At 72.9% G+C, this 12,912-nt stretch carries 13 protein-coding genes; 6 read left to right on the top strand and 7 right to left on the bottom strand.

Annotated features, from left to right (window positions below; translation table 11 throughout):
• Positions 1-4 precede the first annotated feature (4 nt).
• From ABTW72_RS06815 to ABTW72_RS06805, 3 genes are all read right to left on the bottom strand, one after another.
• Positions 5-1,111: a T3SS (YopN, CesT) and YbjN peptide-binding chaperone 1 gene (locus ABTW72_RS06815; protein ID WP_350855167.1), complete on the bottom strand. Its 1,107-nt coding sequence runs from the start codon at positions 1,109-1,111 to the stop codon at positions 5-7.
• A gap of 81 nt (positions 1,112-1,192) precedes the next feature.
• On the bottom strand, positions 1,193-1,459 hold the full coding sequence (locus tag ABTW72_RS06810) for a DUF6457 domain-containing protein (RefSeq protein WP_350855165.1): 267 nt from the start codon (positions 1,457-1,459) through the stop codon (positions 1,193-1,195).
• Complete coding sequence (locus tag ABTW72_RS06805; RefSeq protein WP_350855164.1) at positions 1,456-2,163, bottom strand: NTP transferase domain-containing protein; 708 nt, start codon at positions 2,161-2,163, stop codon at positions 1,456-1,458. Before ABTW72_RS06805 ends, ABTW72_RS06810 begins: the two co-directional genes overlap by 4 nt.
• Positions 2,164-2,456: 293 nt before the next feature.
• On the opposite strand from ABTW72_RS06805, the gene fdhD reads away from it, so the two are divergent.
• Positions 2,457-3,323, top strand: a complete 867-nt coding sequence (fdhD, locus tag ABTW72_RS06800; protein WP_112583884.1) for a formate dehydrogenase accessory sulfurtransferase FdhD — start codon at positions 2,457-2,459, stop codon at positions 3,321-3,323.
• Positions 3,324-3,336: 13 nt separating this feature from the next.
• On the opposite strand, the gene ABTW72_RS06795 is transcribed toward fdhD, so the two are convergent.
• From ABTW72_RS06795 to ABTW72_RS06780, 4 genes are all read right to left on the bottom strand, one after another.
• Positions 3,337-4,053: a GAP family protein gene (locus tag ABTW72_RS06795; protein ID WP_350855162.1), complete on the bottom strand. Its 717-nt coding sequence runs from the start codon at positions 4,051-4,053 to the stop codon at positions 3,337-3,339.
• Positions 4,054-4,172: 119 nt separating this feature from the next.
• Positions 4,173-4,571: a hypothetical protein gene (locus ABTW72_RS06790; protein WP_350855160.1), complete on the bottom strand. Its 399-nt coding sequence runs from the start codon at positions 4,569-4,571 to the stop codon at positions 4,173-4,175.
• On the bottom strand, positions 4,568-4,819 hold the full coding sequence (locus ABTW72_RS06785) for a hypothetical protein (RefSeq protein ID WP_112675347.1): 252 nt from the start codon (positions 4,817-4,819) through the stop codon (positions 4,568-4,570). The genes ABTW72_RS06790 and ABTW72_RS06785 overlap by 4 nt, the downstream gene beginning before the upstream one ends.
• A gap of 61 nt (positions 4,820-4,880) precedes the next feature.
• On the bottom strand, positions 4,881-5,924 hold the full coding sequence (locus ABTW72_RS06780; protein WP_350855157.1) for a DUF4192 domain-containing protein: 1,044 nt from the start codon (positions 5,922-5,924) through the stop codon (positions 4,881-4,883).
• Between the two features lie 173 nt (positions 5,925-6,097).
• On the opposite strand from ABTW72_RS06780, the gene ABTW72_RS06775 reads away from it, so the two are divergent.
• The 5 genes from ABTW72_RS06775 (at position 6,098) to ABTW72_RS06755 (ending at position 12,778) form a co-directional block, all read left to right on the top strand.
• A complete protein-coding gene (locus ABTW72_RS06775) occupies positions 6,098-7,012 on the top strand; it encodes a fructosamine kinase family protein (RefSeq protein WP_350855154.1) in 915 nt (304 codons plus the stop codon).
• On the top strand, positions 7,009-8,022 hold the full coding sequence (gene moaA / locus ABTW72_RS06770) for a GTP 3',8-cyclase MoaA (protein ID WP_350855151.1): 1,014 nt from the start codon (positions 7,009-7,011) through the stop codon (positions 8,020-8,022). Before ABTW72_RS06775 ends, moaA begins: the two co-directional genes overlap by 4 nt.
• A 2-nt stretch (positions 8,023-8,024) precedes the next feature.
• Complete coding sequence (locus ABTW72_RS06765; RefSeq protein WP_350855148.1) at positions 8,025-8,279, top strand: MoaD/ThiS family protein; 255 nt, start codon at positions 8,025-8,027, stop codon at positions 8,277-8,279.
• A gap of 13 nt (positions 8,280-8,292) precedes the next feature.
• Positions 8,293-9,537, top strand: coding sequence for a metallophosphoesterase (locus tag ABTW72_RS06760; RefSeq protein ID WP_350855146.1), 1,245 nt, complete (start codon positions 8,293-8,295; stop codon positions 9,535-9,537).
• 61 nt (positions 9,538-9,598) lie between these two features.
• Positions 9,599-12,778, top strand: a complete 3,180-nt coding sequence (locus ABTW72_RS06755; RefSeq protein ID WP_350855143.1) for a UvrD-helicase domain-containing protein — start codon at positions 9,599-9,601, stop codon at positions 12,776-12,778.
• Positions 12,779-12,912: the final 134 nt, after the last annotated feature.

The following is a 12,912-nucleotide window of genomic DNA, read 5'->3' as shown; positions in this document are numbered from 1 at the left end:
GGGCTCAGAGATACATGCCGGTGCGGTGCTCCGACTCGTCGCGCCGGACCGGCTTGTCACCCTCACCGAAGAACCGCTTGCCACCGAACTCGCCGTGCAGACGGTCGTCCAACTCGTCGGCGAGACCGGTCATCACCTGCACCGCCAGCATCAGATGGGTCGCCTGGAAGTTGCGACCGAACACCGGGATGGAAGCCCACACCGTGTCGTCGGCGCAGTAGAGACGGCCGATCGGCATCCGGTTCGTCAGTTCGGAGAGCTTGACGTAGAGCCGCTCGGTCGGCTCCACCTCGGTGAGCACCGGGGAGAAGACGTCCACCAGGGGCGGATTGTCCCGCACCCGCACGAAGACCATCGCCGAGCCGGCGCGGATGGTGATGTCGCCGTCCGAGTCGATCTGCAACCGGTCGGTGTCCGACTTCAACATCGTGGAGACCACCGTGCGGACCCGATCGGCCAGATCGAGCACGTCGTCCCGCTCGACCTGCGCGGCGGCGGCCTCGGCCAACGCCTCTTCCAGGTCCGCCTCGACGTCGGCGTCCGGACCGAACTCGCTGCGGGCGGTGCCCAGGGGTTCCACGGCCAACGGCTCGCCCTCGGCGTCGTGCACCAGATAGACGAGGAAGGCCGGGTGCGGAGCCCCGTAGACGTCCCGCAGCGTGCGGGAGAGCAGCGTGGCGACCTGGGTCGACTCGGCCGTCGTGGCGTTCAGCCCGAAGGAACCGCCGGAGCCGGCGACCACCCCGGGCGGTGACCAACCGAGCGCGACCATGTCCGCCACCGCGCCCCGGTCCAGTCGGTAGCCCGCCGGCAGGGTGGCGTTGCCGACCGCGCGGGCGGACAACACCCGGTCCGCGTCCACGTCGACGCTTATCGAATAGACGGCGTCCCCGGTGCCGGAGGCGGTGGGGTCGAGGGTCACGTCAAGGTGCGCGCCGACGGGAAGTTCCCGCAGCCGTACGGCGAGCGCGCGGGCGAACTCCCGCCACGCCTCGGTCACCTTCGCCCGCAGGTCGGTGGTGCTGGGCTCGTCGAGCAGGATCGATTCCGCCGGCTCAGTCGAAGCGCCGGGCAGCTCACCGTGCGGCGCCGAGGGGTGGTCAGCCGTCATGATCGCCTCCGTCCGTCACGATCACCCTACCCACGCCGCCCGGAGGTCGAATCAGCCCGGACCGGGATCGGACACCGGCGGTCAGAGGGCCGTCGGGTCCGCGGGTTCGGCGCCCAGCTCGACCGGCCAGGCGCCCGCCAGCGCGCTGAGCCGGGCCGCGGCGTCCGCCGGCTCCGCGCCTTGGCCAACCGCCAACCCGAAGAGGTACGCGGTGACCGGCGCACCCGGACGCAGCACCTGGTGGGCGACGTCCCGGGCCAGATCCAGCACCGCCGGCACCGGCACCGCGGCCGGGTCCAGACCCAACTCGGCGCACACCGCCGTGACCCAGTCGTCCATCACCGTCATCGCGCCCACTCCTCCGCCCGGCGTACGTCCTCGTCAGTGTCGCAGTCGAACCACGGCGGCGGGCCCTCGCCGGACCAGGCCACCTCCCGCACGACGAGACCGGCCAGCAACGCCCGGACCGGGGCTCCGGACAGACTTCCGCCCCGCTCGACCGTCAGCCGGTGCACCGCTGCCCGCAGCGCGGCGACCCGCCAGACACCGCAGAGCGACTGCCGCCGCCCGTCCCCGTCCACGAAGCACACTCCGTCCGGTCCCGGCTCGCCGTCGAGGCCGCTGCGGGCCGGCGGTGCGGGAGCAGAGCCGCTGTCGCCCGGCGGTGCGGGAGCAGAGCCGCTGTCGCCCGGCGGTGCGGTGTCGGGGGTCTCCCGGTCGAGGTGGGTCAGCAGTTCACCGACAGCGGCCCGGGTGAGCAGCGGCAGGTCGGCGGCGAGCAACGCGACCACGCGGACGTCGGGATCCAGCAGTGCCAGACCGGCCGCCGCCGCGGCGACCGGCCCTCCGCCGGGCGGGTCCTCCCGGACGACCCGCACACCCGCCGGCACGGCAGCCGCCGCACCGACCAGCACCCGCGGCGTCGCGTCGCTGACGGCGGCGAGCACCCGGTCACGCATCGGCCGGCCGGCGACCGGAAGCGCGGGCTTGTCGAGACCGCCCATCCGTCGGGCGGCCCCGCCCGCGAGCACCACGGCGGCGTACGTCCCCATTCGGCCACCGTAGCCGTGCCGACGCTCGGTCCGGCCCACCCCTCGCCTCGCCCCCGCCTCCGCCTCGCCCCGCCTCGCCTCGCCTCGGTGATCATGGGGTTGTCGCTCGACACAATGACGACACGCGCGGACAACTCCATGATCAACGCGCGCGGGCGGGGTGGGGGTGGGCGGGGCGGGGTGGTCGGGTTGGGCGGCGCCTGGTCCGGCCCCGCTCGGTCGGGCCGGTGCTCGCGGGTGCCCGATGGCCGGTGGTCGTGCGGGTGTGCCGGCCTGGGGTGGAGGATGGCGGGATGGGACGGGCAACTGATCGACGGGGCGTACTCCGGATCGACCTGGACGCGGCGACCGCCGGACGCGGATCGGTCCGCCGACCGGACACGCTCGCCGTGGAGGAACCGCTGGAGATCCGGGTCGGCGCGGCCGGCCCCGGCCGACGCCGGCCGCTCGCCGTCACCATGCGTACCCCCGGCGACGATCTGGACCTGGCCATCGGGTTCCTGCTGACGGAGGGGCTGATCCGGTCCACCGACGACGTGTTGACCGCGCAACTCTGCGCCGGCGCGGAGACGCCGAACACGTACAACGTGGTGGACGTGGTGCTCGCCCCCGGCGTACCGGAACCGACCACCGACCCGTCCCGGAACTTCTACACGACCAGCTCCTGCGGGGTCTGCGGCAAGGCCAGCATCGACGCGGTACGCACCCGGTCGCTCTTCCCGGTCGCGGCGGACCCCCTCAGCGTCCCGGCCACGCTGCTCGCCGAGCTGCCCGACCGGTTGCGCGCCGCCCAGCGCGGCTTCGATCGGACCGGCGGGCTGCACGCGGCGGGCCTGTTCACCCCCGACGGTGAGCTGGTGGTGCTCCGGGAGGACGTGGGCCGGCACAACGCCGTGGACAAGGTGATCGGCTGGGCCGTGCGGGAACGCCGGCTGCCGCTCGCCGGGCACCTGCTGCTGGTCTCCGGACGGGCCAGCTTCGAACTCACCCAGAAGGCGTGGATGGCGGGGTTGCCGCTGCTGGCCGCGGTGTCCGCCCCGAGCACCCTCGCCGCGGAACTGGCCGACGAGGCGGGGATGACGCTTGTCGGCTTCCTGCGCGGGAGGACCATGAACGTCTACACCGGGCCGCATCGCATCACCGTGGAGCAGCCAGCCTGACCCGAGCGGCCGGTCAGCGACCGATCCGGTCGATCAGGTCGAACAGGGCCAGCCGTGCGGCGGCATCACGGGCGATCAGGAAACCGGCGATGCCGAGGATCCACCCCAACGCGTTGCCCGCCTTCGTGACGATCCAGGTGTTCAGGCGGGCCAGGACCGGCTCGACCAGTCGTGGGCGGGCCACCCTGGCACCCAGCAACAACACCGCCGGCAGCACCATGACCAGGCAGTACCCGGTGAGCAGCGCCACCACGCTCGCCGCTCCCACCCCCGATGTGGCCAGCAGACCCACCGCACCGAGGTACGGAAGCATGGTCGCCACCTCGGCAAGCGCGGCGAGCAGCGCGAGCCCGACCAACCAGCGGGCGGAGGAATCTCCGGCGGCGGCCCGGTCCCGCCACCGCAACACACCACCGGTACGGGGACGCCGCTTGCCGTCGTAGCGGAAGCTGAGCGCCAGCATTGCCACGCCCAGGACGAGTTGCGCCCAGAGGACGCCCCGGTTGTCCAGGGCGCCGCCCAGCGCGTCGCCCAGCGCACTGCCGCCCCAGACCAGCAGCAGCCCGACCGCGAGGTAGAACACCGCGATGGTGGCGAGGTAGCCCAGGATCCGCCGGACGTTGACCGGCCCGGGGGCGAGCAACAACCAGACCGGGATGAAGAGGGTGCCGATGCTGGTGCTGTCGATCAACGCCAGCCCGGCCAGCGACAGCAGCAACTCGGGGGTCATGTCGTACCAACGGGGAGAACGGCCACGAGATCATTCTCCGGCGGCGGTGACCCGTCCGCGTCGGCCCTGGACAGGAGCAACGCGTACATCCTTCGACGGACGCATCGCCCGAGGACCCGTCACGCCAGGTCGAGGATGCTCCAGTTGGTGGGGAGCACCTTCGCCGCCACCTTGGGTTGCACTGTCGCGTAGTGCGCCTCGTGGGTGAGTGCCGCACGGGCGGCCTGGCCGAACGAGATGTCTCCGGCCGCGGTGCGGGCCAGCTTGCCGGTGTCGCCCACGTCCTCGGCGTCGAGCGGCAGCAGTCGGATCATCGGGGCGGTCATCATCAGGGCCAGCAGCGCGGCATCGATCTCGTCGGCCACGCTCGCGAAGGCGACAGCCAGGCAGGTCGCGGGGACAGCCACCTGCCGACCCTCGTCGGCGACCTCCAGCATCAACTCCCCCACCGAGACGTTGCCCTCGAGGTAGGCCGTCAACGCCGACGCGTCGAACACGACCGCGATCTGATCGCTCATCCGGCACGTCCCAACATTCGGCGCCCCTCGGCCAGAGCGTCTGCCGGAATGGGCGTCGCCAGGCGCTCCCGCCATCGCGCCCTGCCCGCCTCGGTCACCTCGATGCCGGCTCGCCGCAGCACCTCGTCGAGGTGCGCGCGGGCCATCTGCACCCGTACCGCCGCGGTGATGGCAGCCGAGACGTTGGGCTGCTGGTCGAGCCAGTCCGCGACGTCGTCGGGGAGGCTCACGGAGCGCTTCACTGTCACGTCCGCCAGCCTATCAACGTCGGTAGCACCAACGGTATTACCGCGCCGACGGTGGGGTACCTCAGCGGCGGCCACGTCGGCTCCGTCTGCGGGGCCGGATGACGCCGGGGATCCCGACCGACGGCCAGCCGTCCAGCTCGGCCGGCGGCACGCCCCGCCGGAGCAGGTCGTCCAGCAGCAGGGCGAGTGAGTAGTCGGGGTGCAGGCCCAGCGTGCGTTCGAGCGCGACCGCCGCCAACGCGCCCTGCCCGGCGCGCCAGGCGGCGAACGCCAGCAGCGCACCCGGCGCGGCGGTCACCTCCGGCGCGGCGCGGCGCAGCACGTCGGTCCAGAGGGCGATGTCGCGGTCCCGGCCGTCGGTGCGTTCCCACGCGTGATCGCGGACCGGCAGGTGGGTCATCAGCAGGCTCAACCAGGCCACCTCGTCGTCGTCGAGCCGCTCTCCACGCCGCTGCCGGCGCTGGGCCTCGCGCACCGCCGCCACCCCGGCGGCACGCAGCGCCCGCGCCCCGAGCAGGTCACTCTCGGGTGCCTGCTCGATCAGCTCGGCCAGCCTCTGCTCGGCCCGGCCGGTGGCCGCGCGGGCCGCCTCCTGCGCCGGGCCGTCCACAGGTGCCACCTGCGCCACCAGGGCGGCCCGGTCGGGGAGTGCGACCTGACCGGCGAAGACCGCCGAGGCGGTCAGCCGATTGGCGGTCGGGTCGTAGCGGCGACCCTCGGGCGGGCAGCAGTCGGGCTCGGTGCAGAGATAGGACCACCAGCGGCCGTCGGTCACCCGCAGCGCGTCGAGCACGTGCAGCCCGAAGTCGTTCAGCGCGTCGCGCACCGCGTCCACGGCCGGGGTGACCCGCTCCGGTTGCCCGTAACCCACCACGGTGGCGGCCTCCGCGCCCTGCCGGCGGATCACGCCAGCCAGGTGCGCGGCCAATCCGCCCAGCTCGGTCGGGTCGGGCAGGTCCGCGCGGGCGGCGAAGACGATCTGTCGGCCGACCAGCGCCACGGCGACCACGCTGTCGGTGGGATGAAAACCGAGCAGGTACGGCACAGCGGCGATCAGGTCGGCGGGTGAGCGGACGGCGAGCTGAGGGCGTTCGGTCGAGGTCATGTCGGAAGCCTGCGGCTGGCGTACCGGGGCCTGCCACCCCTGTGGACGATACGCGACTTATCCACAGTTACCGAACGTGTTTTCCCTGCTCACGCCACACCTATGGGTGCGGAAAGAGCGCCGATGTCGTCGGGCGACACCTGGCTGTCGTAAGGAGCGGTTACCGTGCGCTGATGGACCTGGCGTACCTGCGCGCGCATCCGGCACACCTCCCGACCTTCCGGACCCACCAGCGGCTCCGGGAGACGCCGGTCGCCGGTGGAAACATCTGCGCTGCCGCCCGGCTCACCCTCGACGACGGCCACTCCGTCTTCGCCAAGTCCTGGCCGGAAGGTGCCGACCGACCGCCGCCGGAGGGCTTCTTCGCCGCCGAGGCCGCCGGCCTGCGCTGGCTGCGGGAGGCGGGCGCGGTCGGCGTACCCGAGGTGATCGTGGTGCTGCCGGAGCTGCTGGCGCTCGACTGGGTGGAGCCCGGCGAACCGACGCCGGAGGCCGCGGAGCGCTTCGGCCGGGAGTTGGCCGCGCTGCACCGGGCGGGCGCGACCGCCTTCGGTGCCACCTGGCCCGGGTTCATCGGCTCGCTCCCACAGGACAACACCCCCACCGGCGGGCGCTGGTCGACCTGGTTCGCCGAGCGGCGCCTCGCCCCCTACCTGCGACGCTCGGTCGACGGTGGCGCGCTGACCAACACCGATGCCGCTCTGGTCGAGCAGGTGATCGGTCGCCTCGACGGTCTCGGCGGCGACGAGCCGCCCGCGCGCATCCACGGCGACCTGTGGCCGGGCAACGTGCTGTGGGGGGCCGACGACCGGGCCTGGCTCGTCGACCCGGCAGCGCACGGTGGGCACCGGGAAACGGATCTCGCCCAGCTCGCCCTCTTCGGCGGCATCCCCCACCTGGATCGGGTGCTGGCCGCCTACCAGGAGAGTTGGCCACTACCGGACGGCTGGCGTGACCGTGTGCCGGTGCATCAGCTGCATCTGCTGCTCGTGCACACCGCGCTCTTCGGCGTCAGCTTCCGAGATGTGGTCGTCGAGACCGCCCGTGGCGTCCTGAGCCGGGCCGAGCGCGCTACGGTCGACAGGTGAGCGTCGCCCCGGGGACCGACGGCGTCCTCGTCGACCGGTACGGCCGTGTCGCCCGGGACCTGCGCGTGTCCCTCACCGACAAGTGCAACCTGCGCTGCACCTACTGCATGCCGGCGGAAGGTCTCCCCTGGCTGGCCGGCCCCGAACTGCTGTCCGACGAGGAGATCGTCCGGCTGGTCCGGGTGGCTGTCGAGCTGCTCGGCGTGACCGAGGTGCGGTTCACCGGCGGTGAGCCGCTGATCCGACCCGGGCTGGTCGACATCGTGACGGCCGTCGCCGCCCTCGAACCCCGCCCCCGGGTCTCGCTGACCACCAACGGCATCGGCCTGGACCGACTGGCCCCGGCGTTGCGGGCGGCCGGCCTGGACCGGGTGAACGTCTCACTGGACACCCTGGACCCGGACCGGTTCACCAAGCTCACCCGCCGCCCCCGCCTCGACGCGGTGCTGGCTGGGCTCGCCGGGGCAGCGGCCGCCGGGCTCAACCCCGTGAAGATCAATTCGGTGTTGATGCGGGGTGTCAACGAGGACGAGGCGCCGGCGCTGCTCCGCTTCGCCCTCGATCACGACTACCAGCTACGGATCATCGAGCAGATGCCGTTGGACGCCCAGCACGGATGGGCCCGCGACACCATGGTCACCGCCGAGGAGATCCTGGCGTCGCTGCGTACCGTCTTCGATCTCAGCCCCGACCCGGCCGAGCGCGGCGCGGCACCGGCGGAGACCTGGCTTGTCGACGGAGGCCCCGCCCGGGTCGGTGTGATCGCCAGCGTCACCCGCCCCTTCTGCGGGGACTGCGACCGCACCCGACTGACCGCCGACGGTCAGGTCCGCGCCTGCCTCTTCGCCACCGAAGAATCGGACCTGCGCGCCGCGCTGCGCACCGGCGCGGACGACGACGAGTTGGCCCGGCGCTGGCGTACCGCGATGTGGGGCAAGCGCGCCGGGCACGGCATCGACGACCCCACCTTCCTCCAGCCGACGCGCCCGATGTCAGCGATCGGAGGCTGAGCGTGGAGGGGCCACAGCTGACGATCCGCTACTTCGCCGGCGCCCGCGCCGCCGCCGGCCGCGCCGAGGAGGCCATCCCCGGCGGGCGGTCACTCGACGACCTCACGGCCGAGCTGACCCAACGCCACGGCGACCGGCTCGCCGGGGTGCTGCGGGTAGCGAGTTTCCTCGTGAACGGCGTCACCTGTCATGATCGTCAGGCACCCCTACCGGCCGGGGCCACGATCGATGTCCTGCCCCCGTTCGCGGGCGGCTGAGGGAGGCGCACACATGATGGCGGTTCTGGGGTTCGTGGCTGTCCTGGCGCTGGTCACCGGTCTCATCCACCTCTACCTGTGGAAGCGGCTCGTTCGGGACACCACCACGCCGGGCCGTTGGCGACGCGTCGGCGGCATCGCCGCCCTGGTGCTGGCCCTGCTCGTGCCGGTCACCCTCGCCGGAACGCAGGCCGGGCTCTACTGGCTCGCCTGGCCGGGCTACCTGTGGCTCGCGCTGATGTTCTACCTGCTGGTCGTACTGGTCGTGCTGGAAGTCCCGATGCTGGTGACCCGGCTGGTGCTGCGTCGCCGGGTGGTTGCCGCGGAGCCCACCACCGCCGCGCCCGAGCCGGTGCTGGTCGGTGCCGCCGGGCCGACCGAGCCACCGGCAGCCGGCGCCGTGGCGGCACCGGACCACGACCCGTCCCGTCGGTTGCTGCTGGCCCGTGGGGCGGCCATCTTCGCCGGCCTCACCGCCACCGGCGTCACCGGCTACGGCATCCGCACGGCACTCGGCCCGCCCCAGCTCGACCGGGTGCGGATCCCGCTGACCAAACTCCCCCGCAGCATGGACGGCCTGCGCATCGCCACCGTCTCCGACATCCACCTCGGCCCGCTGCGCGGCCGGGCGCACACCGAGCGGATCGTCGCCGCGATCAACCGGCTCGACGCGGACATCGTCGCGGTCGTCGGTGACCTGGTCGACGGGTCCGTGGCCGAGCTCGGCTCGGCCGCCGCGCCGCTGCGCGACCTGCGCTCCCGCTACGGCAGCTTCTTCGTCACCGGCAACCACGAGTACTACTCCGGCGTGGAGGAGTGGGTCCAGGAGGTCGACCGGCTCGGTCTGCGGGTGCTGCAGAACCGGCGGCAGGAGATCCAGGCCCGGGGCGGCGTGCTCGACCTGGCCGGCGTGAACGACCTGTCCGGCACCGGTACCGGCCTCGCCGCCGGGCCGGACTTCGCCGCCGCCCTCGGTGACCGCGACCCGAGCCGACCCGTGATCCTGCTCGCGCACCAGCCTGCGGCCGCCGTGGAGGCAGCCACGTACGGCGTCGACCTCCAACTGTCCGGGCACACCCATGGCGGGCAGATGGTGCCGTTCAACCTGGCCGTTCGACTCGAACAGCCCGTGGTCAGCGGGCTGGGTGAGGTCGACGGCACCAAGGTCTACGTGACCAACGGCGCCGGTTTCTGGGGTCCGCCGGTCCGGGTCGGCGCGGAGCCGCAGATCACTCTGGTCGAGCTGCGCTCGGCATAGCGGAGGTCACGTCCGCGCGTGGCGGCCGGTGGCCGGCGCGGCGGGCGTGACAGGATGCGGCGTGCCCCCGTTCAGCGCCGTACCCCCCGGTGGCCTACCGCCATTCGTCGCGGACCTGCACATCCACTCGAAGTACTCGCGCGCGTGCAGCCGTGACCTCACCCTGCCGAACCTCGCGTGGTGGGCCCGGCGTAAGGGCATCGGCCTGCTCGGCACCGGCGACTTCACCCACCCCGCCTGGTACGACCACCTGCGGGAGACGCTGCGCCCGGCCGAGCCGGGGCTCTACCGGCTCGACCCGGAGGCGGAACGGGACGTCGCCCGTCGGCTGCCACCGCGGCTCGCGCAGACCGCGGAGGCGGACCCGGTCCGTTTCATGCTGAGCGTGGAGATCTCCACCATCTACAAGCGGGACGACCGGACCCGCAAGGTGCACCACCTGATCTACCTGCCGGATCTGGACGCGGTGGCCCGGTTCAACACCGCGCTGGGCCGGATCGGCAACCTCAGCTCCGACGGCCGGCCGATCCTCGGACTGGACTCCCGCGACCTGCTGGAGATCACCCTGGAGGCCAGCCCGGACGGCTACCTGGTGCCGGCACACATCTGGACCCCCTGGTTCTCCGCGCTGGGCTCGAAGTCCGGCTTCGACGCGATCGCGGACTGCTACGCCGACCTGGCCGAGCACATCTTCGCCGTGGAGACCGGGCTCTCCTCCGACCCCGCCATGAACTGGCGGGTCGGCAGCCTGGACGGCTACCAACTGGTGTCCAACTCGGACGCCCACTCGCCGCCGGCGCTCGGCCGGGAGGCGACCGTGCTGACCGTCGAACGCGACTACTTCGCCGTTCGGGAGGCGCTGCGTACCGGTGACGGCCTGGCCGGCACGATCGAGTTCTTCCCGGAGGAGGGCAAGTACCACGCGGACGGGCACCGGCTGTGTGGGGTCAACTGGTCTCCGGAGCGCACCCGGGCCGCCGGCGGGCGCTGCCCCGAGTGCGGCAAGCCCCTCACCGTGGGCGTCCTCAGCCGGATCGAGGAGTTGGCGGACCGCCCGGACGGGCACCGGCCGGCGCACGCCCGGGACGTCACCCACCTGGTGCCGCTGGCCGAGATCCTCGGTGAGATCAACAAGGTGGGCGCCCGGTCGAAGAAGGTCGAGGGGCGGCTCAACGAGCTGCTGGCCGCGCTCGGCCCCGAGCTGGAGATCCTGACCACGACGCCGCTGACCGAGATCGCGCAGGCCGGTGGTGAGCTGCTCGCGGAGGGCATCGGGCGGCTGCGGCGCGGCGACGTCCGCCGGGTGCCCGGTTACGACGGCGAGTACGGCGTGATCACGCTCTTCGACAGGGCCGAGTTGGGCGCGCAGGAGACGCTGTTCGACGTACCGGTGCCGGCGCAGCGACGACCCGCGGAGTCGGCCCCCCGGGTCCCGGCCAAGCGCCCGGCGGCGGCGAAGGCGGAGCCGAAGCGGAAGCCGGTCCCGGCGCCCGCGCCGCCGATCGCGTCGCCGCCGTCTCCGCACGAGCCGTTCGAGCCGATGCTCTCCGGCATGGAGGAGGTAGGCACCGGCCTGCTGGACCGACTGGACGCCATGCAGCGGGTGGCCGCCTCCGCACCCGGCGGTCCGCTGCTCATCGTGGCCGGTCCGGGCACCGGCAAGACCAGGACGCTCACCCACCGGATCGCGTACCTCTGCGCGGAGCTGAACGTCTTTCCCGAGCACTGCCTCGCGATCACGTTCACCCGCCGGGCCGCCGAGGAGCTGCGGCACCGGCTCGACGGCCTGCTCGGCCCGGTCGCCGAGGACGTCACGGTGGGTACGTTCCACGCGTTGGGGTTGACCATCCTGCGGGAGAACGCCGGCGCGGCGGGTCTCCCGGCCGACTTCCGGATCGCCGACGACGCCGAGCGGGCGGCGGCCCGCACCGAGGCCGGCGACGACAGCGCCGCGTACGTGTCGCTGCTGCGCAAGCAGGACCTGGTCGACCTGGACGAACTGGTGACCCTGCCGGTGGAGCTGCTGCGGGCCGACCGGAAGTTGGTCGAACGGTACCGGGACCGCTGGCGGTGGATCTTCGTCGACGAGTACCAGGACGTCGACGAGGTGCAGTACGAGCTGCTGCGGCTGCTCAGCCCCGCCGACGGCAACCTCTGCGCGATCGGCGACCCGGACCAGGCCATCTACTCGTTCCGGGGCGCCGACGTCGGCTACTTCCTGCGCTTCTCGGAGGACTTCACCGACGCCCGACTGGTCCGGCTCAACCGCAACTACCGCTCGTCGGCCCCGATCCTGGCCGCCGCCGTGCAGGCCATCGCGCCGTCCTCGCTGGTCCGGGGTCGACGACTGGACCCGGCCCGGCTCGATCCGGAGGCTCCGCTGGTCGGGCGCTACCCGGCGGCGTCCGTGACCGAGGAGGCCGACTTCGTGGTGCGTACCGTCGACGATCTGGTCGGCGGGCTGTCGCACCGTTCGCTGGACTCGGGCCGCATCGACGGCCGGTCCACCTCGCTGTCGTTCTCCGACATCGCCGTGCTGTACCGCACCGACGCGCAGGCCGCCCCGATCGTGGACGCCCTGACCCGGGCGAACATCCCCGTGCAGAAGCGTTCCCACGACCGGCTGCGGGACCGGCCCGGGGTGGCGGCCATCGCCCGCGAGCTACGGCACGCCGACGGTCTGGCCGGCTCACTGGCCGCCCGGGTGCGGCTGGCCGGTCAGGTGGTCGCCGAGCGGTTCGCCGTGCCCACCCTGGACGGCGCGGGTGGCACGGTCCGTCCCGAGGACGTCCGCTCGGCAGTGGACCTGCTGACCCCGCTGGCCCGACGCTGCGGTGACGACCTGGAGGCCTTCCTGTCGCAGTTGGCCACCGGCGCGGAGGTGGACGCGCTCGACCCGCGTGCCGAGGCGGTCACGCTGCTCACCCTGCACGCCGCGAAGGGCCTGGAGTTCCCGGTGGTCTTCCTGGTCGGTGTCGAGGACGGGCTGTTGCCGTTGCGCTGGCCGGGCTCGACGCCCGACGAGGACGCCGTCGCCGAGGAGCGCCGACTCTTCTTCGTCGGCCTGACCCGGGCTCAGGACCGGCTCTACGTCACTCACGCCGCCCGCCGCACCCGGCACGGCACCGAGCGCGAGTGTGCACCTTCGCCGTTCCTCGGCACCATCGACCCCGGCCTCTTCGAACGCTTCGGCGAAGCCGAACCCCGCCGCCCCAAGGACCGCCAACTCCGCCTGATCTGACCCCCGGCCCCCGGCCCCCACGCCCCACGCCCACGCCCCGTCGATCTTGCACTTTCGGTCGTCGTTGTGCGTGGGCTGCACCTTATGTCGGCGCAGAAACTGCAAGATCGACGAAGCCGGGGGCGGGGGGCGGG

Source organism: Micromonospora sp. NPDC127501 (genome assembly GCF_040302185.1).
Lineage (GTDB): Bacteria > Actinomycetota > Actinomycetes > Mycobacteriales > Micromonosporaceae > Micromonospora.
Note: the sequence above shows the minus strand (reverse complement) of the source record. Positions and strands in the feature narration are given on the sequence as shown.